Origin of the sequence: Rhodococcus sp. IEGM 1406, from assembly GCF_030056745.1 — a bacterium.
Lineage (GTDB): Bacteria > Actinomycetota > Actinomycetes > Mycobacteriales > Mycobacteriaceae > Rhodococcus_F > Rhodococcus_F erythropolis.
Genome location: NZ_JASHKO010000001.1, coordinates 799,279 through 823,751 on the forward strand (window position 1 = coordinate 799,279; position 24,473 = coordinate 823,751).

The window sequence follows — 24,473 nt, forward strand, 5'->3', positions numbered from 1 at the left end:
CCCGTTAAAGTTGGATAGGTGAACGAACCGATGGATGCCAATGACTTGATCGCCGAAGCCGCGATGGAGTTGTTGCGTGAGCACGGCCCGCAGACAGCGGCGGACTGGGGCACCCTGTTGGCCGATGCCGGCCACGGTACAGCCGACGACATGGCCGAATTCGTCGAGTACGTCGAGGACCCACTGCTCGGCTACTTGAGTGAGGAGCGGTACGCCGCACTCGACACGTTGTTCGAGCATCGAGTGCTGACCCATCGGCTCACCGAAGCCGAAATAAAGTCCGGCGTTCTCGACGCGAACCCTGATCTGATGATGCTGCGGGTGTTCCTCGATCGTGACGACGACGAGATTCATGGCATCAGCGTCGTGCACCGCGGGATCGACGACGACCTGTTGGCTGATCGTGGGATCGAAGTTCCGGAGTTCCCGCACGACGAGGGTTTTCTCCTCGACACCGATACTCTCGCCGAATGTTCTGCGGGCGATTTGATCGGACTGTTCGTCGCTGACCGTGAGCTGACGCTCTGCACCATCCCCGAGGTACTGGATCCCGCACCCGGATTCGGCGAGAGCCTGGGGACGGTCCTCGCAGACATCGGTGCTGACACCCTCGATGCCATTGTCTGGCAATTGATGCTCGACGAGCCGTCGCTGTTCCGTCAGCCCACCGCACCGCTGGGCGAAATGCTCGAGGCGGCAGGTTACGTCCGCGACGGTGATTACGTTGCGGTCGACGGATTCGATTTCGAGGCATACCACCTGGCGAACCGAGCCCGCATGCTCGAGGTTCGGGAGAACCTGCACCCGGAAGAAGCCGCCTCGGTGATTGCCTTCGTCGATGTGGTCATGGCCGCGAAAGCCGAAGCCGTCGAGGATGTCTCGGACTGGGCGCGCAAGCAGATCAAGGAGGATCCGCAGACCTTCGCCGGCATCGCCGAGCCGCCCGCGGCTGCGGCAGCGTTGGAGCTGTTGTCCGAACTCGACGATCATGATTCCGTATTGCATTCTGTTGCAACTGCTCTCGCCGAGAAAGGGTCGCGTCGTGTCAAGCCGGCAGCGCATTGGCTGGCAGGCAAGGCTTCGGATCGTCTCGGCAAGATCCTTGTCGCTGAGGCGTCGTACGAAACGGCGCACGATCTCGATCCCGACTGGACTCCCGCGATCTTCGATCTGGCACTACTGGCGGCCGATCGCAGCGACGTGACCCGCGCGCTGGCACTTCTCGGCCGGATCGAGGGTGGCGAGTCCGAGGTTCTGCACGAGGTTCTTCAGCGCTATGCCCCGGCCGAGCACCCCGAACTCGGCCGAAATGACAAGTGCTGGTGCGGTTCCGGTCGCAAGTTCAAGGTCTGCCATCTGGGCAAGTCCGAGGTGACGTTCGATGATCGGGCCAACTGGCTCTACGTCAAGGCTCAGTTGTTCTCGCGCACACCGGAGTACTTCGACGCCGTGTTCGATCTTGCGCTCATCCGTGCCGAGCAGTTCAACAGCGAAGAAGCACTGACGCTGGCCGTCGAAGGCGGATTGGCCGTCGACGCTGCCTTGTTCGATGCAGGTATTTTCGCGGCATTTGTCGAGCGGCGCGGAGAACTGTTGCCTGCCGACGAACGCGAACTGGCCGATCAGTGGTTGTCGATTCCGCGCTCGGTGTACAAGGTCGCCTCGACGGAGCCGGGACAGTTGGTGACCCTCAGCGACGTCCGCAACGGGCATCTGGTGAAGGTCACGGACGAGTGGGGCTCAGTCAATCTCGAGCCGGGCACGCTCGTCTGTGCACGCGTTCTCCCCGCCGGCTCCACGATGCGCACCTTCGGTGGCATCGAACCGCTTGCAGCAGAGGACAAGAGGGAACTGATCCAACTGATCGAGTCGGTGGATACCGAACCCGGTCAGCTGGTGGAGTTCCTCAGCCGCGGCCTTGCCGGTGCGCCTTTCCGGTAGCGTGCACTACCAAAAAGGCGCACGGGGCCGGAGGCCTCAGGGCGTGACCTGAGCCAACATCATCTGCTCGAAACCCTCACCGTACGGCGGGAGCATTCCCCATTCACCGCGCGGGTCATGCTGCGCTGCTTCGAATACCGTTCGGGCGTGACTGAACTCGAGGAAACCCTCGCGGCCGTGGTAGTGCCCGATACCCGAAGCTCCGACGCCGCCGAAGGGTGCGTCGCTCAGGCCCGGGTGTGACATCGCGTCGTTGATGGTGACGCCGCCCGAGACGGTGCGTTCGAGTACGGATTCCTTCTCGTCCAGGTCGGTTCCGAAGTAATACAGCGCCAACGGTTTCGGCCGTGAATTGATGTCGGCGACGACGCTGTCGAGTTGGTCGTACGGCAGGATCACGACGGCCGGTCCGAAGATCTCCTCCTTCATGATCTGCGCGTCGGTCGGAGGGTCGACCACGATTCGCAGTGGGCGGCGGCGAGTGTCTGCGGAGAGTTCTTCGTCGGGAACGGTGATGATTCGTGCCCCACGCTCTTCCGCGTCCGCGATGTACCCCTCGATGCGTGCGAGGTGACGATCGCTGACTATCGAGACCATGTCTTTGTTGTCGGCGATCGTGGGGAACAGTCCGGTGAAGTGATCGGTGAATGCGTCGATGAACGCTTCTGTGTTCTCGCGCGGGACGTAGATCAGGTCGGGAGAGACGCAGAGTTGGCCGGCATTGGTCGACTTCGCGATGGCCAAACGTGAAGCAGCAGAGTCGATATCGGCACTGCGGCTCAAGACGCTCGGTGACTTGCCGCCGAGTTCGAGGGTGACCGGCACCAGGTTCTTCGCAGCATTGGCCATGACCAGCTTTCCGACGGTCGTGCTGCCGGTGAAGACGAGGTGGTCGAAAGGCAGAGACGTCAGCAGATCAGCGACCTCCGGTCCACCTGTCACCACCGCGACCTCCACGGGGTCGAGCGTTCGACGCGCCGCCTCGGCCAGGACGGCCGCAGTGTTCGGCACGATCTCCGACGGTTTGAGAACGGCGCGATTTCCCGCTCCGAGGGCGCAGGCGAGCGGGCTCAGGAGAGTGAAAAGGGGAGCATTCCAGGTTCCGATGATGCCGATCGAACCCTTCGGCTGGTACGACACGTACGCCGTGGCACCCAGCTGATCCTGCATCGCTCCGGTGGCTCTCGGTGAGCGAATCATCCACTCTTCGAGCGAATCACGAACGTGCTTGAGTGAAACCATGGATCCCAGAACATCATTCATCACCGAGTAGGCCGGGATTCGGCCGCCGAAGTCTTCGTTGATCGCTTCGGTCAGATCCTTGTGGTTTGCCACCAGGAGATCGACGACGCGTTGGATGCGCTCGCGTCGTGTCTGCGCGGACGGAAGACCAGCGGCGCGAGTTGCTTCCTGCTGGGCCCGCAGAATCTCTTCGAGATCGGTGGTGACGGCGGCATCGGTGCTCATGGGCACTCCTCGTAGTGGCGAAGTATTGACCGGACCGTATCGATGCGGCGCGAACAGATGCCCCTTTCGTCTCGTTGACCGGGACGGATTCGATTGGTAGAGAGAACACATGTCGCAGACACAGGTAGAAGACACTGCAGTGAAGATTTCCGTCGAGGAGTCGGTGGGACTCGGATTCCTGACGCTCGATCGGCCGGCGCGGCGCAATCCGCTCTCGGCGGAGACCATGCGCGAGGTGACGGCTGCCCTTCTCGAATTGTCTGCAGACGAGCGCGTGCGGGTCGTGATCGTGCGCGCCGAAGGCCCGGTGTTCTCCGCCGGCCACGATCTGACGGAGATGATCGGGAGAACCCTCGAAGGCGAGCGGGCGATCTTCGACGGCTGTACCGAGATGATGGAGACCGTACAGCGGATTCCGCAGCCGGTGATTGCCGCAGTACAAGGCCCGGCTATCGCGGCGGGCTGCCAACTGGCCGCGTCGTGTGATCTGGTTGTTGCTGCGTCGAACGCTGTCTTCGGCACTCCCGGCGTCAAGATCGGACTGTTCTGCTCGACGCCCATGGTGGCCCTGAGCAGGGCAGTAGGGCGCAAGCGCTCGATGCAGATGTTGCTCACCGGGCAGACGATCGACGCCGACACCGCTGCGGACTGGGGTCTGGTGAACTTCGTCGTCGCGCCCGAAGACCTGGACCGAGAGGTGCGCGAACTGGCCGGCAAGATCACGACGGCCAGCCCCCTGACGGTGAAGATCGGTAAGCAAGCGTTTTATCACCAGATCGATCTGCCGCAAGCCCAGGCGTACGAGGCGATGGCGGAAACGATGGCAACCAATGCCGTGACCTGCGACGCTCAAGAAGGTATGCAAGCTTTTGTGGACAAGCGAAAGCCTGAATGGCGCAATAAGTAACGATCGCTCTTCCGGTTTAGTTGGACGTCCTATAACCTGAGCGAATGAGCCTGGATCCACGCACCAACACCGTCGACGGAGTGCTTCGGCGCTCGGCAGCCAAGTACCCCGACCGCGTAGCCGTCGTCTTCGAAGATCGCACTCGCACCTACCGCGAACTCGACGACGCGGTGACGCGGGTCGCGGCCCACTTGCTCGGTCTGGGCCTCGAACACGGCGACCGCGTCGCGGCATACGGAACCAACTCCGACGCCTATGCAATCGGATTCCTTGCCTGTGCGCGAGCAGGTTTGGTGCATGTTCCGGTCAATTACGCACTCAAGGGGGAGGAACTCCGGTACCTCGTGGCGCAGTCAGGCGCCCGCGCGGTGTTGGTGGATCCGGCATTGGCGTCGACGCTCGACTCGGTTCGCTCCGACCTCGATCTCGACCACGTGATCGCACTGCGGGACGCGGAACTGTCGGTGGTCACGATCAGCGAGGCCGGCGAGGTGCCTGTTTTCGAACCGCGTGCGACGTCGACGGATCTGGCGCAACTGCTGTATACCTCGGGCACCACCTCGAAGCCCAAGGGCGCCATGATGTCTCACGGCGCGCTGGTTCACGAATACGTGTCCTCGGTGATCGCGCTCGGGCTCGACAAGAACGACAACCCGCTGATCTGCATGCCGATGTACCACTCCGCGGGCATGCACGTCTTCATGCTGCCGTACCTGTCCGTCGGCGCGACGGTCAGTCTGATGCAGGCGCCGGACATCCCGGAGATCCTGCGCCGCGTCGAAGCAGAAAAGATCGGATCGCTGTTCCTGGCCCCGACCGTGTGGGTACCGTTGGCCAACCATCCGGACCTCGAGACCCGCGATCTGTCTTCGCTCAAGAAGGCGCAGTACGGCGCCTCGATCATGCCGGTCACGGTGCTCAATCGTCTGCGTGAGCGTTACCCGGACATCGGCTTCTACAACTGCTTCGGCCAGTCCGAAATCGGTCCGCTGGCAACAGTTCTCCAGCCCGGCGAGCATGCTGATCGTCCGTCTTCTTGCGGGCGAGCGGTGTTCTTCGTCGAAACCCGTGTCGTCGACGCCGACGGAAACGACGTTGCCGACGGTGAGTCCGGTGAGGTTCTCTACCGCTCACCGCAGCTGTGCAACGGCTACTGGGAAAATCCGGAAGCCACCGCCGAGGCCTTCCGCGACGGCTGGTTCCATTCGGGCGATCTTGTCGTGCGGGACGAAGAAGGGTTCATCACGGTCGTCGACCGAATCAAGGACGTCATCAACACCGGCGGCATCCTGGTGGCGTCGCGCGAGGTCGAAGATGCGGTCTACACACACCCGGCTGTGGCAGAAGTTGCCGTGATCGGTACGCCCGACGAGAAGTGGATCGAGGCCGTCACCGCGATCGTCGTGCTCAAGGACGGCAACGACGAGTTGACGCCTGAGGCGTTGATTGCCCACGTCAAGGAGCGAATTGCCCCGTTCAAGGTCCCCAAGCACGTGCGTTTCGTGGCCGAACTCCCGCGAAATCAGAGTGGAAAGCTGCTCAAGCGGGAACTGCGCACCGTCTGACACCTGCTATAGGTTCTGCCTTACCTTCGGTTCGTTTTCAGGTCTTTGACTCCGATTGCCTCACGGTATTGACTTCGGAGGACGGCATGGACTTCGGAAACAGCAAGGTGAGTGGTGGGAATGCAGGTCGATGCAGATGACTTCGCAGATATCTTGGCGACTGCGCGGGAGTTCATCCGTAAGGAAGTAGTTCCGCGTGAGCAGGAGATTGCCGACACCGACGCCATTCCTGAGGACATACGCAAGAAGGCCGCAGCCATCGGGCTGTTCGGCTACGCGATTCCTCAGGAATGGGGTGGGCTCGGACTCGACCTCACCCAAGACGTCGAACTGGCAATGGAATTCGGCTACACGTCCCTGGCGCTGCGTTCGATGTTCGGTACCAACAACGGAATTGCCGGGCAGGTGCTGGTCGGCTTCGGTACCGACGAGCAGAAGGCTCAGTGGCTAGAGCGCATCGCCTCCGGCGACGTCGTGGCTTCCTTTGCTCTCACCGAACCCGGCGCGGGCTCAAACCCGGCCGGCCTTCGGACCAAGGCCGTTCTGGACGGATCCGAATGGGTGATAGACGGCAACAAGCGGTTCATCACCAATGCTCCACTGGCACAGCTGTTCGTGGTGTTCGCGCGCACTCGCCCGGCGGATTCCGATGGTCCGGGAATTGCAGTCTTCCTGGTTCCGGCTGACACGCCAGGAGTCACAGTTGGTCCCAAGGACAAGAAAATGGGTCAGGAAGGTGCTTGGACCTCCGAGGTCACCTTCGACAACGTCCGGGTTCCCGAGTCGGCCCTCGTCGGTGGCGACCAAGACACCGGATACCGCGCAGCGATGACGTCTCTCGCGCGCGGACGAGTCCATATCGCGGCGCTCTCGGTGGGAGCAGCACAGCGAGCGCTCGACGAATCTGTCGCGTTCTCCGTGGTCACGGAACAGGGCGGTACCGCTATCGGTGACTTCCAGCTGGTTCAAGCGATGCTGGCTGACCAGCAGGCCGGTGTCATGGCCGGGCGTGCGATGGTGCGTGAGGTGGCTGCGCGGTACGTCAGCGGTGAGGATCGACGTCTCGGCCCCTCGGCGGCAAAGCTTTTCTGCACCGAGATGGTGGGCAAGGTCGCGGATCTCGCCGTGCAGATCCACGGTGGCAACGGGTACATGCGCGGTGTGCCGGTCGAACGCATCTACCGTGAAGTTCGCCTGTTGCGCCTGTACGAGGGAACCAGCGAGATCCAGCGACTGATTCTCGGCGGTGGGCTCGTGGCGCAAGCGAAAAAGCAAAACCAGCGCTGACACCTTTACCTGACGAGCTTTAACCTCACGAACGGAGTGGACATGGGATTGTTGGACGGCAAGGTTGCGGTAGTGACCGGCGGAGCGCAGGGCATCGGGTTCGAAATTGCGCGCACCTTCATCAAGGAAGGTGCGACCGTCGTTCTCGGCGACATCAACGAAACCGTCGGAACGGCTGCGGTCGCCGAACTCGGTGGAGAGTCGGTCGCCCGTTTCGCCTCCTGCGACGTGCGTGATTCCGGACAGGTCGAGGCCATGCTCGATCTGGCCGAAAGTGCTTTCGGTCCAGTCGATGTCATGGTCAACAACGCCGGCATGACGCGCGACGCCACGATGCGGAAGATGACCGAGCAGGACTTCGACGACGTGATCGCGGTTCACCTCAAGGGCGCCTGGAACGGAACACGCGCTGCCGCCGCCCGCATGCGCGAGCGTGAGACGGGTGCAATCGTGAACATCTCGTCGATCTCCGGCAAGGTGGGCATGCTCGGGCAGACCAACTACTCGGCCGCCAAGGCCGGCATCGTCGGTCTGACGAAGGCCGCGGCAAAGGAGGTCGCGTTCAAGAACGTTCGCGTCAACGCCGTTCAGCCCGGACTTGTCCGCACGGCGATGACCGAGGCAATGCCCGAACGGATCTGGAACGAGAAGCTTGCCGAGATCCCGATGGGGCGCGCGGCCGAGCCCTCGGAAGTTGCTTCGGTTGTACTGTTCCTCGCGAGCGACCTCTCGAGCTACATGACCGGCACGGTTCTCGAGATCACCGGCGGCCGCCACATCTGATCCGTCCTGTTCGAGCGCAAGAATTCAGAGTGTAAAACTTCTGGGGTGACTACTGACATGGGACAGCCGAACTCGGATCTTCCGCTCGACGGAATCACCGTGGTTGCACTCGAACAGGCGGTGGCGGCACCGCTCGCCACCAGGCATCTCGCGGACATGGGTGCGCGGGTGATCAAGATAGAACGGGTCGGCGAGGGCGATTTCGCGCGTCACTACGACCGGGCGGTTCACGGTCAGGCGTCACACTTCGTGTGGCTCAACCGTTCCAAGGAATCGATCGCTGTCGACGTGAAGTCGGAATCCGGCCGGCAGATCGTTCTCGATCTTGTCGCGCGAGCCGATGTGTTCCTACAGAATCTGGCACCCGACGCAGCTGCGCGACTGGGGTTCGGCGCGGAGGAACTGCGCGAGAAATTCCCACAGCTCATCGTGATCGACATGTCCGGATACGGCAGTGCCGGCCCACGGCGTGAGCGCAAGGCGTACGACATGCTGGTCCAAGCCGAGACCGGAATGATCTCCGTGACAGGCACACCGGAGACGGCCACCAAGACGGGTATCCCGGTCTCGGACATCGCCGCAGGAATGTACGCGCTGACTTCGATTCTGAGCGCCCTGTTCCGTAGAGAGCGAACGGGCAAGGGAGCGCTCGTCGAGGTCTCGATGTTCGATTCCACCGTCGAGTGGCTGGGTCATCCGATGTACATGAAAATGTATGCGGACAAGCAGATTCCACGTGTCGGTCTCGGCCATGCCGCGATCGTTCCCTACGATTCGTATCCCACGGCCGACGGCGAAATCCTGATCGGCGTCCAGAACGATCGTGGATGGCGAGCGCTGATGGTGGACGTGTTCGAGCGAGAGGATCTGGTCGACCATCCGCGCTTTTCCACCAACATCGTGCGCGTCGAAAATCGCGGCGAGGTAGACGAATTGGTGGGTTCCCTGACTCGTCTGTATTCGACGGCAGATCTGGATCAACGCCTTGCCGCCGCCGGTGTCCCGGCCGCTGCACTCAACGACATGGCAGGTCTACTGGAACATCCGCAGTTGGAGAAGCGTGCCAGGTGGAGGTCCGTGGGCACCGAAAACGGACCGATCGATGCCGTGCTGCCTCCGATGACGTACTCGGACGTCGAAATGCGCATGGGTGACGTTCCGGCACTCGGCCAGCAGACGGATTCTCTGCTGGCCGAGTTGGGGCGTACGGGAGACCAGATCGCGGACCTTCGCCGCGACGGATCGATCGGTTAACGCTTCTAGCGTCGCAGGTTCTCGAACACCGCTGCAATCCCTTGTCCGCCACCGATACACATGGTCTCGATCCCGTACCGTCCCTGGCGCCGGTCGAGTTCGCGCAGCAGATTGGCGAGGATCCGCCCACCGGTGGCACCGACAGGATGTCCGAGCGAGATCCCGGAACCGTTGACGTTGAAGCGCTCCTCGATGTCCTGCGCGCTCAATCCCCAAGCCTTGGCGCACGCGAGAACCTGTGCAGCGAATGCCTCGTTGACTTCGATGAGGTCGATGTCGTCGAGCGACAGATCGACACGGGAGAGAGCTTTCGCCACGGCAGGCACCGGTCCGATGCCCATCCGGTTCGGCTCCACACCCGCCACACCCCAGCTGACCAGTTTCGCGAACGGTCGCAGGCCAAGGCGTTCGGCGTTGGCCGCAGTGGTGACGATGGCCGCGGCTCCGGCGTCGTTCTGGCCGCAGGCGTTTCCGGCGGTGACTGTGGCTTCGGGGTCGACTCGACCTCGAATGGGGCGCAGTGCAGCAAGATCGGACAGCTGAATCCCTCGGCGTGGATGCTCGTCGCGAGTGACGACTGTCTGCTCACCACGGCGCCCGCGCACCGAAACGGGAATGGTCTCGTCGTCGAAATACCCACTGTCCTGGGCATGAACGGCCCGTTCGTGCGATCGCACCGCGTATCGGTCCTGCTCGTCGCGGGTGATCGAGTACTCCCGGCGCAAGTTCTCGGCGGTCTCGATCATGCCGCCTTCGACCGGAAAGTTGACCCCGCCGGAGTTCGTGCGCGGTTTGGCCAATCGGTCGTGGAACTCGACTGAAGGGCGCTTTGTGCCCCAACGCATATCGGTGGAGTAGAACTCGGTTCCGCTCATACTCTCGGCGCCGCCGGCTATGACCAGATCACTCATCCCGGTCTGTACCTGCATCGCGGCGTAGATGATCGCCTGCAATCCCGAACCGCAACGGCGATCGAGTTGTATTCCGGGAACGGACACGTCCAGAGCGGCGTCGAGTGCCGCGATTCGCCCGATGGCCGCGGCCTCTCCGTTGGCGTAACCCTGACCGAAGATGACGTCGTCGACATCGGTGGACGCAATGCCGGTTCGTTCGACGAGGCCACGCACAACAGTGCTGGCGAGAGTGGTGACGGGAACGTCCTTGAAGACTCCGCCGAATCCGCCCACCGGGGTGCGAACGGGTTCACAGATGACTGCGTCGTGCATGGAATGCGCCTGTCTCGAGGAGAGGTGGGGAATGCGTCGCGTGAACGGGCCGATCGAAGGGCCCCATCGCGACCTGGCCACTCGAATATCCAGCACGCGTGGCGCGGTTGTCAACAGCAGGAACGACCTGTTCGGACATAGTTTCCGCCATACGGTTCGTATGCGAAATCGACTTTGACACATATACCGTTCGGGGATTGAATGGATGCAGCGTCTCTGCCGCACACATGTCGCGGTGGGGTGAAAGTTCCTGGAGTCGAATCAGTTTCGTCGACAGGAGAGCATGAAGTACCGACAGACAGGTGGAACAGTGACTCGTTTGGCGCAGACGGCGGGATTGACCGAGACCCAGAGCGACATCGTCGGGGCGGTACGCGAGTTCGTCGATCGTGTGGTCATCCCCGCGGCGCAGGAGCTCGAACACTCCGATACGTACCCGACCGACATCGTCAAGCAGATGAAGGACATGGGTCTGTTCGGACTGACCATCGACCCCGAGTACGGGGGTATCGGCGAATCATTGCTCACCTACGCGCTGTGCGTCGAAGAGCTGGCCCGTGGATGGATGAGCGTGTCCGGCGTCATCAACACGCATTTCATCGTGGCTCACATGATCTCCGCGCACGGGACGCCGGAACAGCAGGCGAAGTACCTGCCACGTCTGGCGTCCGGGGAACTCACCGGCGCATTTTCCATGTCGGAACCGGCCCTGGGTTCCGATGTTGCTGCCATATCGACCAAGGCGAAGCGTACGGAGTCCGGCGATTACGTGATCACCGGCCAGAAGATGTGGCTGACCAACGGTGGTTCGTCGACGTTGGTGGCAGTCCTCGTCAAGTCGGACGAGGGCGCGGAGAAGCCGCACAACAATCTGACGACGATATTGATCGAGAAGCCCGCAGGTTTCGGCGAGGTACTCCCGGGCCTGACCATTCCGGGCAAGCTCGAGAAGATGGGCTACAAGGGAATCGACACCACGGAGATGATTTTCGACGGCTTCGAGATCGGAGCCGAAGAGGTCCTCGGTGGCATTCCCGGCTTGGGATTTCGGCACATGATGGACGGCGTCGAGGTCGGCCGGGTCAACGTCGCCGCGCGTGCGTGCGGAATCGCCCAGCGCGCTTTCGAACTGGCTGTCACCTACGCCAAGCAGCGCGAGACGTTCGGCAAGCCGATCGCCGAGCATCAGGCCATCGCGTTCCGGATCGCCGAAATGGGCACCAAAGTCGAAGCGGCACATCTGATGATGGTCAACGCTGCCAGGCTCAAGGACTCGGGTGAGCGCAACGACGTCGCCGCGGGTATGGCGAAGTATCTGGCGAGTGAATTCTGCTCGGAGGTCACGCAGGACAGCTTCCGTATCCATGGTGGATACGGCTACTCCAAGGAATACGAGATCGAGCGGTTGATGCGTGAGGCGCCGTTCCTTCTGATCGGTGAAGGCACCAGCGACATCCAGAAGCAGATCATCAGCAAGGGCTTGTTGCGCACCTACAACTGAGCCGACAAGCGGCACCGCGAACATGCGCGGTGCCGCTTTGTCGTGTCGGGTCAGCGGGTGAAGGCCAGGGTTGTCACCGGTGACCGGTTGCCGTATGCGTCAACGGCTTCGACGCGGGCATCGTATGCGGTTCCCGCTGCTGCATCGGGAATCGGAATGTCGAGGCTGTTCGGCCGTGGCATGAAGTAGAAGTCGGAGAGCACCTTCGACGAGACCACCTTCGCTCCGGTGGCTGTGTCCGTGATCTCGACGGCATAGTGATGGACCATCTGGTCGTCCTTCGCCTGCGCGATCCGTAGCGCAGTTTCACCGTTCGCTCCGGTGCTCACCGAGAGTGGGGTGGCCGTGGTGAATTCCGGTGCATTCTTGTTTCGTGCACCCGAGGTGTAGCGGAAGTTGTCCTTGATCTGCTGGTTGGTCGACCCGTCGAGCTCGACCGTCCACCCCGAACCGCTCAGCGTGCCCGCGCTCGAGTACGGCGGCTGCCAGTTGGCTGACCACGCGCCTCCGGTGTAGATGTCGTGCTTGTCTGCCGCCATGTTGATGCGGTTGATTTCCGTGCGGTCCTGGTAGACCTCCACGAAGAGAGCTTGGGCAGTGGGTGATTCGAAACGGTTCGCGAGACCGGACTCGGTCACCATCTGGTAGCCGTGATCGATTTCGATGTAGGACATCGAGCCGTCGTTGACCGCCGTGAAGTCGCGTTGATGGATCGACCGGTCGTCGTTGTTGTTCAGGTGCGAGTGCCCGGAGAAGAAGATTGCCTGAGGGAAGGCGCTCAAGTCTTCGGTCAGTCGAGGGTTCGACGCCTGCTGGCCGTCCATGGCTGTGTTGCTTGCCGGTCGGTGTCCCTGGACCAGGATCGGCTTGGTCAGGTTCCCGGACTCCGCGGTGATTTCGGTCAGGCGGGACTTCAGCCAATTACGTTGCGCTGAATCATTGTTGTACGTCTCGGTGTTGACCGTGAAGAGATGGACACCGCTGACATCGGATTCGTAGTATCCGCCACCGGAATCCGGGAACCACTCCGCCGGATATCCGGCTCTGATTGCCGCGAGACTTGCATCGTGATTGCCGTTGGAGATCAGGAGTTGTGTGTCGTTCATGCCCTTCCTGGCGAGGTTTGCCTGGAAGATTTCTGCGACGATCTTGTGGTCAGGCCCCTTGCCGTCTCCGTTGTCGTTGATCATGTCGCCGTTGGAGAGGATCGCGTCGGGTTTCGGGAAGATGGAACCGATTGTGTCGAAAAAGCTTTCGTACTTCTTGTCGTTGTTCGCGTGGTCGCCGACGTGGACGTCGGACATCACGACGACCTGAGCCAGCGGCTTCTCCGAGGTCTTGATCAGGTAGCCGAACGAGACTGCCGCGCTCGCGTGATCGCCGCGGAAAGCGGCGACAGTGACGTTGGTGTCCTGTGCGATCTGCAGCGGACGTCCCGGTGTGGCAGCTTGGCTGTCGGTGGTGGGTGTCGTTCCGTCCAAGGTGTAGCGGACAGTGGCGCCGCGCTCGGCGGTGAAGGTCAGATCGACAGGGTGCTCGTACCGTCCGCCGGGGACGCTGACGCCGGGCGCTGCGGGCGGCGTGTTGTTCTCGCCCGAAGAGCTACCCCATTCGAAGGACGAACTGCCCCAGCTGGGTTCGGCTTGGGATTCGGCGGGGGCGATGCCGGGAACGGCGAGAGCCGCGGTCACGGCTGCTATCGCGATGGTCGTACGTCTCACGAGGATTCCTTGTCTTCGACGCGGTGGTTCAGACCCATCCGTAATTGGTCTGGACCAATTACGCTAGGTGGCGCCAGGTAGAAAAAGGTGTGTCCTGTATGTCCGACTAGTGAAGCGTGCATGAACACCGTCCGCGCTTGCCGGCGGTACTGTCGGCTGCGCTTATGGCAAAGTCGATGGCGTGGACCTACGTCAGATCGAGTACTTCCTTGCCGTTGCCGGTGGGGAGTCCTTGTCGACGGCTGCGCAGAATCTGTCGGTCACCAAGCCGTCGTTGTCGCAGGGTATTCGTGGTCTCGAGCGTGAACTCGGAGTCGAACTGTTTCACCGTGTCGGTCGCGGTTTGGTTCTGACGGCGGCAGGTCGGGCGTTGGTAGGGCCGGCGCGGCAGATGATGCGCAGCAGTGCGGCCGCATTCAATGTCGCGACCGGGACGGCCGACGAGCCTCGTGGGCGGCTCGACATCTGCTCCGCGGCACATGGTCTCGAAGGTCCGATCGCACGCATCGTGGCGGACTTTCGAGAGCGGTGGCCTGCTGTGACCGTTCGGGTCGGTGAACTGCCGCAGGGTGCAACGTCTGAGCAGGTGTTGGCAGACGGCGCATGTGAGGTGGTCTTCAGCTATTGGCCACCCGACATGTCGGCGCTGTCCACGAAAGTGATCGGGGTGAACGAATACTGGCTGGCAGTGCCGTCGGGGGTTCATCCTGACGTCTGGCCGAATGGTGTGAAACCCGCTGCGGGAGAGCCGGTGTCATTGACGGCATTGCCCGATCTCCCCGTGGTGGGTGTGCTCAAACACTCGCGGGCTCGGCTTGCCATCGAGTCGTCTCTGCAGGCCGCCGGGGCCCGGACTCGGATGTCGACGGAGTTGGCGCAGCGGGAGACCGTCGGCGCGTTCGTCTTTGCGGGTTTGGGCATGGCATTCATGGAGCGTTCGTTGGCCGAGAGATCGGTCGCGTCCGGCGCGGAGATATTTCCGGTGGAGCCCGCAATCTCACTGAATTACGGCATCGAGTTCGATCCGGAGACGCTCTCGCCGTTGGGCAGGCTGTTCGTAGGCGGCTTGTGACGTGTGGAGACGTTCTCGATGTACGCAGACCCGGCCGGCGAGAGCGGGCCGTCGCGGTAGACCAAGATCGTCTGCCGCGTGATCGGCGGGAAAAGCGAGCGAACCTCAGATGCTGGGGAGTCTTGTTCGGCGATCGATCTGGGCAGCAGCGCGGCGCCTACACCTTGCCCGACCATTTCCCGGACGGCAAGGCGATCAGGTACTTCCACGACGACGTTGGTGAGCTCCAGATCGCCGTCGATCGAATGCCCGCGCCGAAATGTCGATGCCTCGACCACCATCGGCAGGCGCGCAACCACGGCGCGCGGAACCGGATCGGGTAGGTCTGTGGCCAGGCGAACGGGGATCGACAAGACCGTTTCCTGGGTACTCACGGCATTTTCTCGAAGCCCGTCGGAGACATCGGTACTCGGGTGGGTCTCGAGAAACCCGAGTTCACACGTACCTGCTCTGACCAGCGCGCGCACGTCCTGTGCGTTCGGGACGGCGTTCGTGGAGAACCGAATTCCGGGCGCCGTCAGATGGAGGCGTCCGGCGACCTCTGCAACAGGGTCGATGGCAAGATCGGACTGAACAGCTATGGCGAGTTCGCCGGCGCGCAAAGCGGTTACTGCGGCCACCGCGGCTTCGGCCCGAGCAACGTCGGCGAGCAGCGCACGTGCAGAATCGGTAATTGCCAGTCCGACTGTGGTGGGAGCCAGACCGCGAGTGGTGCGCTCGAAGAGTGTGGCTCCGAGTGCTCGTTCGAGGTTGCGTACGGCCTGCGAGAGTGACGGTTGCGAGATACGCAGGACGTCCGCGGCGGCGGTGACGCTGCCGTGATCGACGACGGCGACGAGATACTGCGCGCTGCGTATGTCCATCCCGGGTGCCTGCATCTGGCAAATTCTCCCAGATGACCGGACCTTGGCGGCGGTGACTTGCTGCGACCTGCAGACATAGGTCTCAGCTATGGCTCTGTGCGCCTTCTCGTCTTTGTGGCGCAGGCCATAGCGATGGTCGACTGTTCCAGTACCACCGACCGCGGTTCGTGCTCGGTGAGTACCTGGAACACAGGAGCGTGATGTGAGCGAGCTTCACCTACCCAACCGGATACGCCACTCGGCGTCGACACGGCCGTCCGAACCGGCGATCACGTGCGGCGACCGAACTTTGACATGGGCTGAGCTGGATGGCGAAACCAGTACCTTGGCGAGCGCGCTGGCAGAAGTGACCGCAGCCGGTGCTCGCGTCGGTGCGCTACTGCGGATGGGGCTCGAAGGTGCGGAAACCTTCATCGCGTGTGCGAAGGCAGGCGCTGTGTTCATTCCGTTGAACTGGCGGCTCAACCCACTCGAACTCGTCGACATCGCCGAGGACGCGGAGCTCGACGTCTTGATCGTCGATGACGAGTTCGCCGCGGGGGCGGCGGCGATGTCCGCAGCGTTGCCGGAGATCGAGGTCATAACCGTGGGAGCTGCAGGGGGCCTGCCGGATTCGCGAACCTGGGCGGAGTTCGTGGCCTCCGGGAACGGCGTCGACCCCGGACAGGGGCACGATCCGGACGCAGCAGTTCTGCAGCTGTACACCTCCGGGACAACCGGCCGGCCCAAGGGCGTCGTGGCCACGCACCGGAATCTGTACAACGAGCCCGAGGGGTTCGATGTCTACGAATTCGGTTCGAATGCAGTCGCACTCGACGCACTTCCCCTCTTTCACATCGCCGGCGCCGGCTGGATGAGTACGTGCTTGTCGGCCGGAGTGCCATTGGTGCTGCTCGGAGACATGGCGCCGACTCGGGTCGCTGATGCCATCGCGACTCACCACGTCACCCACGCATTTCTGGTGCCTGCCGTCATTCAGACGCTGGTAGATCTGCCCACTCTCGACAGTTTCGATCTGACCAGCCTGGAGGTGGTCGCCTATGGGGCGTCGCCGATCACTCCGGCACTCCTCGCTCATGCGATGACTGTCTTGAACTGCAAATTCGTCCAGCGATACGGGATGACCGAGACAACTGGTTCGGTATCCGTCCTTCGTGCCTTCGACCATCATGTGAGCGGTCCGCGTTCGGAGTTGCTCCGCTCTGCGGGAAAACCGATGATCGGCGTCGAGATCTCCATTCGAGACGTCACAACTGGTGAGGTATTGCCGCCCAACAAATCCGGTGAGATCGTTGCACGCAGCAGAAACAACACTCGCGGGTACTGGCGACGTGACCGAGAGACCGCGGAATTGTTCACTCAGGACGGCTTTCTCCGAACGGGGGACGCCGGCCATCTGGACGACGAGGGGTATCTGTTCGTCACCGACCGCCTCAAGGACATGATCATCACCGGCGGTGAGAACGTCTATCCGATCGAGGTGGAATCCATTCTGGCCGAACACCCCTCGGTTGCCGAGGTCGCGGTGGTCGGGGTTCCGGACAAGCGCTGGGGTGAATCCGTCACCGCGGTGGTCAAACTGGTCGACGGTGCCGACGTGCCGAGCGTCGACGAGTTGATCGCGTTCAGCACAGCGAAGTTGGCGTCGTACAAGAAACCTCGCCAGATCCATTTCGTGGACTCCTTGCCTCGCAACGCGAGCGGGAAACTGCTCAAGTCGAGCCTGCGGACCATGCTGAACGCGAGCGGAGAAGCATCATGATCGTGACCGAAGACGTCGGTGTCGCACAACGTGAGGCGTGGGCGAACAAAGTCCTTCCACCGGTGGAACAGGTGCGGGACGGACTGTGGTCGATCCCTGTTCCCATGCCGGACAACCCTTTGCGTTACGTGCTCGTCTACGCACTCGCGCTCGACGACGGACTTGCCCTCATCGACGTCGGTTGGGATCACGAACAGTCGTGGCAGGCTCTCGTCGACGGCATAGCATCGATCGGATACCACGTTTCCGAAGTGCGCTATGCGGCAATCACGCACCTGCATCCCGATCACTTCGGTCTGGCGCCGCGTCTTCGGCAGGTCAGCGGCGCAACGCTTGCGATGCACGTGGCCGACGCGACGCTCCTCGGATACCGCGGTCCCGAGCAGACCCGCGACGACATCAGTGGCTGGAACCTGCAATTGTCCGAACTCGGCGCACCGGCCGAAGTGCTCGACGCGTCTCGGGTCGACCTGGTGCGGTTCGCCGAGCACGAAACCATCGACATTGTTCTGGGAGATGGTGATTCACTCGATCTTCCCGGGTGGAATCTCCGGGCCCAGTGGACACCGGGGCACACTCCCGGACATCTCTGCTTCGTGGAAGAGGACAGAGGCTTGTTGTTCAGCGGCGATCACATGCTGCCGAGGATCAGCCCGAACATCTCCACGATTCCCGGTGAACTCGAGAACCCGCTTCATCGTTATCTTCTCTCGCTCGAGGCGACGACAACACTGGGCGAATGCGAAGTGCTTCCGGCACATGAATATCGATTCCGTGGGATCGCCGATCGTGCACGTCAATTGATGGGGCACCACGAGGAGCGATTGGCGGAGATCGTGGCTGCGGTGCAGGATGAGCCCGAATCCACGGCCTGGGAACTCTCACGCACGATCTCCTGGTCTCGCCCGTTCGAACAGATGTCGCCGCGACTACTTCGCTTGGCAGTCCGCGAAACCCATGCTCATCTCGTTGTTTTGGCCAAGCGGGAGATCGTGACACCGTCCGGCGGCACACCCGTGCGCTGGAGCATTCGCGCGCAGTGACCTTTCAAGAATCTCATCACGGAAGTAGGAACCGAACATGAGCGTCGTGCTCACCGACTTCGCCGACGGCGTTGCCGTCATCACCCTCAATCGTCCCGAGGCCAAGAATGCGGTCAACCTGGAACTCGCAAAGGCACTCGCAGCCGCGATCGACGAGTTCGAGGAACGGTCCGATCTCACCATCGGCATTCTGACCGGAGCTGGTGGAACCTTCTGCGCCGGTATGGATCTCAAGGGATTTGCGCGCGGGGAACGGCCATCGCTGCCGGGTCGTGGGTTCGCCGGCCTGACTGAAGCGCCGCCGTCGAAGCCGCTGATCGCAGCCGTCGAGGGGTGGGCCCTCGCCGGCGGGTGCGAACTGGCGTTGGCAGCCGATCTGATCGTGGCGTCCACCGACGCGAAATTCGGCTTGCCCGAAGTGAAGCGGGGACTTGCCGCGGCCGCCGGTGGCCTTCTGCGTCTGCCCAAGATCCTCCCGTACCAGTTGGCCATGGAAATCGCGATCACCGGGGATCCGCTCAGTGCCACCGTGGCGCATCATCACGGCTTGGTCAATCGGCTCGCCGAACCTGGACAGGCGCTGACCGTCGCACGCGAGCTTGCGGCCCGAGTAGCGGCAAACGGTCCACTGGCTGTTCGCGCGACCAAGCAGGTACTGGCAATGTCCGCCAAGTACACTGATCCGGATGCCTTTGTCGCGCAACGCGAATTCATCGATCCGGTCTTCACCTCACGTGACGCCAAGGAAGGTGCAACGGCATTTGCCGAGAAGCGCTCTCCCGTGTGGAGTGGCTCATGAGTGCCGAGACGATCGAGCGCGCGGCCGTAAGCATCGAACGTGACGGTGCTGTCGCGACGATTGTTCTGTGTCGGCCGCACCGCCGCAACGCTCTCGATCTCGACGCCTGGATCGCTCTACGTGAAGCAGTCCTCGAACTTCAAGAGGATTCGCAGATTCGCTCTGTGATCCTGACCGGCGCGGACGGGACCTTCTGTGCGGGCTCCGATCTGGACAAACGCGGCTCGTCGCACCCTCTCGATCGCATGCGTGTCATCAACGCAACGGCCATCGCATTGGGTGAGTTTCCCAAGCCTCTGGTGGCGAAGGTCGACGGGTTTGCCGTCGGAGCCGGATGGAACATGGCGTTGCTCTGCGACTTCGTCGTAGCAGCCAAGGGTGCGAAGTTCAGCCAGATCTTCGCCAAACGGGGGTTGTCTGTCGACTTCGGGGGTTCGTGGATCCTGCCGAGACTGGTCGGCCTCCAGCAAGCGAAGCGACTGGTGATGCTCGCCGAGACGATCGACGCACAGGAAGCCTACGAGCTCGGGCTGGTGACCTATCTGGTTGAGCCGGGTGAACTGGACGAACACACGTCGAAGCTTGCGCAGCGGCTCGCTGACGGTCCGCCAGCCGCACTGAGTCAGTCTGCCGCCATGCTCGAACATCACACCTCACTCTCGTTGCGGGAAGCCTTGGACAACGAGGCGAGGGCGCAAGCGGTCAATTTTGCGACGGATGCTACCGACGCGGTTCGTGCCTTCGTGGAAAAGCGGGAGCCGGTCTTCACCGGAGAGTGGGCCGTACCAGGGCTAACTCGAGTGGAGTGAGCGTCAGATCGCTGGTCGTATGATGGATGAGTGGATCTGCATTTCGTTACCTACTTCGTCGCTGTCGTCGACCACGGTGGGATAACGAAGGCCGCTCAGGCTCTCTATATTTCGCAGCCCTCGCTGTCACAGGCAATTCGCACGCTCGAGCGTCGACTCGGCGCCACGCTGTTCGACCGGACCGGCAGACGGTTGGTTCTTACCGACGCGGGCCGCACGTTCGATCTCGCGGCCAGGAGAATCCTTGCCGACGTCGAGCGCGCGAAGGCGAAAGTGACCGCCGTTCGCGAACTCGAGTTCGGCCGGGTGGACGTCGTCTCGTACTCGGCGTTCTCCATCGATCCGATGGTCGAGTTGGTTCGTCGATTCCGGGCCAACTTTCCGAAGATCGTCGTGCGCGTCCTCGACACGTACGGCCCGGCCGGGGTCGACAATGCGTTACGGCGAGGGTCGGCCGAGGTCGGCGTCACCGATCTGAGTATCGGGTACGAAGGTTTGGTCACGGCTCCGATTGCCGCTCAGGAGTTGGTACTCGCCACCCATGCGTCGTTGTCCGGGCGGCTTGCAACGCCGTTGGCGGATCCGGTTCCGCGAACGCTCTTGCACAGTTTGCCGCTGGTGGTCGATCTCGGTGATCAATCGAATCAGTTCCGGGGTCTACTCAGCGAAGGCGCCGAGAATGTAGTCGTGGACTGTGTTCACCCAGTGACAACGTGGGAACTGGTTCGCCGCGGAATTGGCGCCACTGTCGTGCCGAGAAGGGTTGCGCAACAGCAGATGACAGACGTCTGCGCCTTCTCCTTCGATCCGCCGCTGACACGCGACGTCGGCATCGTCTATCGCTCGGGCGAGCAATCCCCGGCAGCCGCTGCATTCATCGCGACGGCTGCGGAAATGGCCACCTCCGCCGTTCCGTCCAAGGAAGAGGAGTGAACTGTGGAGTTCCGGCAGATGGAGTACTTCCTCGCGGTCGTCGAAAACAAGGGGATCAACGGCGCCGCAGCTGCTTTGGGCGTTGCTCAGCCGACCGTGTCACAAGCGTTGCGCGGGCTCGAACGTGAACTGGGAGTGCGGCTTTTCCATCGCATCGGGCGCGGCATGGTCCTCAGTGCGGCCGGTCGCAGCCTGGTCGGCCCGAGTCGACAGGTTTTGCGAGACGTAGCTGCGGCGGCTGAACAGTTGACGGCATCCGATGGCGCCATCGTCGGTCGCCTCGACATCATGGCTTTCCCTGCACTGACCTCGGGGACGATCGTCGATCTGATTGCGGAGTTCTGTCGACGGTATCCGCAAGCACGAGTCAGATTTTCGGAACTCGAGCGTGAGGACAATCTGGAAAGTCTCATCAGGGACGGCCACTGTGAATTCGCGGTGGCTCATCTGCCTCTCGAAGCGGGCGAAGGGCTCGAGATCGTCGAATTGGGGGAGCAGGAGTACCGCCTGGTCTACCCGGCGGGAACCGAACTACCCGAGGGGCCGGTACGCCTTTCGGAAATGCCGGACATTCCCATGGTATTCGTTCCTCGCGGGGCAGCGATGGGCGACGCGATCGAAGATTCGATCCGAAAGGCCGGTACCAGAACGGAACTCGCGGTGGTGACCGAGCAGCGGGAGTCACGGCTCCCGATGGTCATCGCCGGCCTCGGCGGTTCGTTGGTCGAGCGCTCGGTGGCGAAATCGATGCCTGGTCAGGTCGTGGAACGGGCCTGCGAGCCGAGATTCCTGCGTGCGTACGGTCTCGCCTTCGACCCCTCGACGTTGTCGCCGGTGGGACAGGTATTCGTGAACCTGATCCACGAGTACCTGTCCGACGAGTACCTGTCCGACGAACACCGGTCACAGCACTAGAGTCGGCAGATGCGTTCTCGAGCGGCAGCGTACTCGGCGGCGAGACGCTCTACTACTGCATGCGTCGGAAGTACGGCGTCGATCGCTCCGATGCCCTGTCCGGCGCCCCAGATGTCACGCCACGCCTTGGTATCGGTGTCGGTGGTCGCGAAACTCATTGCGGAAGGATCGGATTCGGCTAGGTTGTCGGGGTCCAAGCCGGCGGCAACGATGCTGCCCCGCAGGTAGTTTCCGTGTACTCCGGTGAACAGGTTGGAATAGACGATGTCGGAGGCCCCTGAACCCACGATCATCTCCTTGTACGCAGGATCCGCGTTAGCCTCTTCGGTTGCGATGAAAGCTGATCCGACGTATGCCAAATCGGCTCCGGCCGCGAGCGCAGCGAGAATCGAATCACCATGAGCGATGGCACCTGACAACAGCAGTGGACCGGCGAACCACTCACGAATCTCCCGAATCAGGGCAAACGGCGACTGCCTACCGGCATGACCACCGGCCCCGGCAGCTACCGCGATCAGTCCGTCGGCGCCCTTCTCGATCGCCTTGCGTGCAAAGCGATTGTCGATGACGTCGTGAAGAACGATTCCACCGTATGCGTGGACGGCGTCGTTGATGTCGGTGCGAGCGCCGAGGGACGTGATGACGATCGGAACCTCGAACTCGGCGATGGTCGCCAGATCCTCTTCCAAGCGGTTGTTGGACCGGTGGACGATGAGGTTGACGGCAAATGGCGCCGACGGATTATCCGGGTGCTCACGATCATGGTCCTCACGAGCGACGGTGATCAGTTTGAGCCAATCCCGAAGTGCCGACTGCGGACGAGCATTCAGTGCCGGGAAGGACCCGATGATCCCAGAGGTGCACTGCGCGATGACGAGGTCAGGAGTCGAGATGATGAACATCGGTGAAGCGAGAACCGGGACACGCAGTTGCGACGTCAGGTCTGCGAAGGTCGTCACCTGGAACCGCCTTTCTGATCGACGGATTCGAGAAGTCTCGAGCGGAGGTCGGTCTTGAGGACCTTACCGGCAGCCGATGTCGGAAGGAGTTCTACCTCGACGACCTCGCGAATCTTCTTGTACGGCAGCACCTGCTCGGCGACAAACGCCTTGATCTGCTCGGCGTCGAACTCGGCGCCCGGAATCATCACCACGAAGGCTACGGGCTCCTGGCCGTTGCTCCCCACTTCGCGGCCGACAACCGCGGCAGTCGAGATCGCCGGGTGCGAAACCAGAATCTCTTCGAGTTCCCGCGGATAGACGTTGTACCCCTTGTAGATGAGCATGTCCTTCGCCCGGTCACAGATGAAGAGGTATCCGTCCGAGTCCAGGTACGCGATGTCACCCGTGTCCAACCAGCCGTCGACGAACTGTTCTGCGGTGGTTTCCGGGTGTCCGAGATAGCCGTCGGTGACCTGAGGCCCACGCACCCACAGTTCGCCGCGTTCGTTCTCGCCCAGAACGGTCTTCCGGTCCAGCTGATCGCGAATCTGGATTTCGGTGTCGAAGATCGGGAGGCCGACGCTGCTCTGCCGGTACTCCGAGCCGTTGATCAGCGGAGCTGCCGTGACCACACAGGTGGCCTCGGTCAGCCCGTACCCCTCGACGACGAGCGCTTTGGGAAATGCCCGGCGGAGTGCGGCGAGCGTGACGCTGTCGATCGGGGCAGCGCCCGAAGATACGACGCACACGCTGTCGGTGTTGCGCACCGTAGCGTCGGGATGAACCGACAGTGCATGCCACATGGCAGGAGACCCGGTGAGATAGGTGGCCTCGTGCTTTTCGATCAGCTCGAGCATCCGGCCGGGTTCGAACCGACCGGCAAATACCTGGGTGAGACCGGAAATCAACAGGAACGACGTGTTGAGCAACGAATGTGCGTGGAAGAGAGGTGAGACCACGATGGTCGCCCCTGTTCCCGGCGTCGGACCGAGCACGTCGAGGCCGTCGATGCGTCGAGGCGTGACGAGACCGTCAGGACCTGCCTCCAACTCGTGCCCGGTTCTCCACCCACACATCTGCGTGATGTTGCCGACGACGTTGCGGTGAAGAACACGAACACCTTTGGATACTCCGGTGGTTCCGCCGGTGAACGCGATGTGTGCGATGTCGTCGCTTCGGACGGAGGCAGGGGTGAATTCGGTGGGTAGATCGGCGATGAAGGCGTCGAACGCGACGACCGACTCCGGTGTGTCGAGCGCACCCTCGGTGTCCTGGACCATCACGATCGTACGTACGGAGGTTCCGGAAGAGGCCGCGAGCAGTGTGTGCAGCTGCGAACTCTGAGTGACAGCAGCAACGGCGGACGTCTCCTCGATCTGCTTGCGCAGTCCAAGTTCTGGCTGCAGCGGATTGACCAATGTAACGGTCGTCCCGGCCTGCAGGCAGCCGTAGTAGGCCTGGAGGAACTCGACGCAGTTGCCGAGGTGTAGCAACACGACGTCGCCGACGCCGACCCCGGCCTGCCGCAGTGCGCCGGCGAATTGTGCACTGCGCTGACCGAGTTCGCGGAACGTGCACGTGCGCTCGCCGTCCACGACGGCGAGGCGATCACCGTAGAGCGCCGCCATGCTGGGTGCCCAGTAGGCCATGGTGGTGTCCGGGTAGTGCATGTTGTGGCGCAGTT

20 protein-coding genes are annotated in these 24,473 nt (G+C 62.3%); 14 read left to right on the top strand and 6 right to left on the bottom strand.

Going from position 1 to position 24,473, the window contains the following annotated elements:
• Positions 1 to 18: 18 nt before the first annotated feature.
• Positions 19 to 1,941, top strand: coding sequence for an SEC-C domain-containing protein (locus tag QM596_RS03885; RefSeq protein ID WP_283308180.1), 1,923 nt, complete (start codon positions 19 to 21; stop codon positions 1,939 to 1,941).
• Positions 1,942 to 1,977: 36 nt separating this feature from the next.
• Here QM596_RS03885 and QM596_RS03890 read toward each other — a convergent pair whose 3' ends face one another.
• Positions 1,978 to 3,408 (bottom strand): coniferyl aldehyde dehydrogenase, encoded by a 1,431-nt coding sequence (locus QM596_RS03890; RefSeq protein ID WP_283308181.1) that lies wholly within the window; start codon positions 3,406 to 3,408, stop codon positions 1,978 to 1,980.
• Between the two features lie 109 nt (positions 3,409 to 3,517).
• On the opposite strand from QM596_RS03890, the gene QM596_RS03895 reads away from it, so the two are divergent.
• The 5 genes from QM596_RS03895 to QM596_RS03915 all read left to right on the top strand — a co-directional run bounded on the left by QM596_RS03895 (position 3,518) and on the right by QM596_RS03915 (position 9,204).
• Positions 3,518 to 4,315, top strand: coding sequence for an enoyl-CoA hydratase (locus QM596_RS03895; protein ID WP_283308182.1), 798 nt, complete (start codon positions 3,518 to 3,520; stop codon positions 4,313 to 4,315).
• Between the two features lie 44 nt (positions 4,316 to 4,359).
• Positions 4,360 to 5,880 carry an acyl-CoA synthetase gene (locus QM596_RS03900; RefSeq protein ID WP_124569190.1) on the top strand — a complete coding sequence of 507 codons (1,521 nt, stop codon included), beginning with the start codon at positions 4,360 to 4,362 and terminating at the stop codon, positions 5,878 to 5,880.
• 120 nt (positions 5,881 to 6,000) lie between these two features.
• Complete coding sequence (locus QM596_RS03905) at positions 6,001 to 7,167, top strand: acyl-CoA dehydrogenase family protein (protein WP_019745415.1); 1,167 nt, start codon at positions 6,001 to 6,003, stop codon at positions 7,165 to 7,167.
• Between the two features lie 42 nt (positions 7,168 to 7,209).
• Positions 7,210 to 7,950 (top strand): 3-oxoacyl-ACP reductase FabG, encoded by a 741-nt coding sequence (gene fabG, locus QM596_RS03910; RefSeq protein ID WP_021331924.1) that lies wholly within the window; start codon positions 7,210 to 7,212, stop codon positions 7,948 to 7,950.
• A 57-nt stretch (positions 7,951 to 8,007) separates the two neighbouring features.
• Positions 8,008 to 9,204: a CaiB/BaiF CoA transferase family protein gene (locus QM596_RS03915; protein ID WP_070386343.1), complete on the top strand. Its 1,197-nt coding sequence runs from the start codon at positions 8,008 to 8,010 to the stop codon at positions 9,202 to 9,204.
• 5 nt (positions 9,205 to 9,209) lie between these two features.
• On the opposite strand, the gene QM596_RS03920 is transcribed toward QM596_RS03915, so the two are convergent.
• On the bottom strand, positions 9,210 to 10,430 hold the full coding sequence (locus QM596_RS03920; protein ID WP_283308184.1) for an acetyl-CoA C-acetyltransferase: 1,221 nt from the start codon (positions 10,428 to 10,430) through the stop codon (positions 9,210 to 9,212).
• A 310-nt stretch (positions 10,431 to 10,740) separates the two neighbouring features.
• On the opposite strand from QM596_RS03920, the gene QM596_RS03925 reads away from it, so the two are divergent.
• On the top strand, positions 10,741 to 11,931 hold the full coding sequence (locus QM596_RS03925; RefSeq protein WP_047888287.1) for an acyl-CoA dehydrogenase family protein: 1,191 nt from the start codon (positions 10,741 to 10,743) through the stop codon (positions 11,929 to 11,931).
• 50 nt (positions 11,932 to 11,981) lie between these two features.
• Here QM596_RS03925 and QM596_RS03930 read toward each other — a convergent pair whose 3' ends face one another.
• Positions 11,982 to 13,652 (bottom strand): chitobiase/beta-hexosaminidase C-terminal domain-containing protein, encoded by a 1,671-nt coding sequence (locus tag QM596_RS03930; RefSeq protein WP_029256324.1) that lies wholly within the window; start codon positions 13,650 to 13,652, stop codon positions 11,982 to 11,984.
• Positions 13,653 to 13,833: 181 nt separating this feature from the next.
• Here QM596_RS03930 and QM596_RS03935 point away from each other — a divergent pair, with 181 nt between their 5' ends.
• Complete coding sequence (locus QM596_RS03935) at positions 13,834 to 14,724, top strand: LysR family transcriptional regulator (RefSeq protein WP_021331928.1); 891 nt, start codon at positions 13,834 to 13,836, stop codon at positions 14,722 to 14,724.
• Here the strand turns inward: QM596_RS03935 and QM596_RS03940 are convergent.
• Positions 14,658 to 15,602 (bottom strand): LysR family transcriptional regulator, encoded by a 945-nt coding sequence (locus QM596_RS03940; protein WP_283308185.1) that lies wholly within the window; start codon positions 15,600 to 15,602, stop codon positions 14,658 to 14,660. The two genes, QM596_RS03935 and QM596_RS03940, sit on opposite strands and share 67 nt — an antisense overlap.
• 187 nt (positions 15,603 to 15,789) lie before the next feature.
• On the opposite strand from QM596_RS03940, the gene QM596_RS03945 reads away from it, so the two are divergent.
• Genes QM596_RS03945 through QM596_RS03970 form a run of 6 tightly spaced genes read left to right on the top strand, consistent with a single transcriptional unit; the run spans position 15,790 to position 21,848 of the window.
• Positions 15,790 to 17,349: a long-chain-fatty-acid--CoA ligase gene (locus QM596_RS03945; RefSeq protein WP_019745408.1), complete on the top strand. Its 1,560-nt coding sequence runs from the start codon at positions 15,790 to 15,792 to the stop codon at positions 17,347 to 17,349.
• Positions 17,346 to 18,392 carry an MBL fold metallo-hydrolase gene (locus QM596_RS03950; RefSeq protein ID WP_283308186.1) on the top strand — a complete coding sequence of 349 codons (1,047 nt, stop codon included), beginning with the start codon at positions 17,346 to 17,348 and terminating at the stop codon, positions 18,390 to 18,392. The genes QM596_RS03945 and QM596_RS03950 overlap by 4 nt, the downstream gene beginning before the upstream one ends.
• Positions 18,393 to 18,429: 37 nt before the next feature.
• Entirely contained in the window at positions 18,430 to 19,191 is a 762-nt protein-coding gene (locus QM596_RS03955; RefSeq protein ID WP_020970867.1) for a crotonase/enoyl-CoA hydratase family protein, read from the top strand.
• Positions 19,188 to 20,000 carry an enoyl-CoA hydratase/isomerase family protein gene (locus tag QM596_RS03960; RefSeq protein WP_020970866.1) on the top strand — a complete coding sequence of 271 codons (813 nt, stop codon included), beginning with the start codon at positions 19,188 to 19,190 and terminating at the stop codon, positions 19,998 to 20,000. The genes QM596_RS03955 and QM596_RS03960 overlap by 4 nt, the downstream gene beginning before the upstream one ends.
• 30 nt (positions 20,001 to 20,030) lie before the next feature.
• On the top strand, positions 20,031 to 20,933 hold the full coding sequence (locus tag QM596_RS03965; protein WP_019745405.1) for a LysR family transcriptional regulator: 903 nt from the start codon (positions 20,031 to 20,033) through the stop codon (positions 20,931 to 20,933).
• A 3-nt stretch (positions 20,934 to 20,936) separates the two neighbouring features.
• The gene (locus QM596_RS03970; protein WP_042952988.1) at positions 20,937 to 21,848 is read left to right on the top strand and encodes a LysR family transcriptional regulator; all 912 of its coding nucleotides are present in this window, start codon (positions 20,937 to 20,939) and stop codon (positions 21,846 to 21,848) included.
• On the opposite strand, the gene QM596_RS03975 is transcribed toward QM596_RS03970, so the two are convergent.
• Both QM596_RS03975 and QM596_RS03980 read right to left on the bottom strand, forming a co-directional pair.
• Positions 21,845 to 22,750: an NAD(P)H-dependent flavin oxidoreductase gene (locus QM596_RS03975; protein WP_371331511.1), complete on the bottom strand. Its 906-nt coding sequence runs from the start codon at positions 22,748 to 22,750 to the stop codon at positions 21,845 to 21,847. The genes QM596_RS03970 and QM596_RS03975 overlap by 4 nt on opposite strands.
• 53 nt (positions 22,751 to 22,803) lie before the next feature.
• Complete coding sequence (locus QM596_RS03980) at positions 22,804 to 24,459, bottom strand: class I adenylate-forming enzyme family protein (RefSeq protein ID WP_029256319.1); 1,656 nt, start codon at positions 24,457 to 24,459, stop codon at positions 22,804 to 22,806.
• Positions 24,460 to 24,473: the final 14 nt, after the last annotated feature.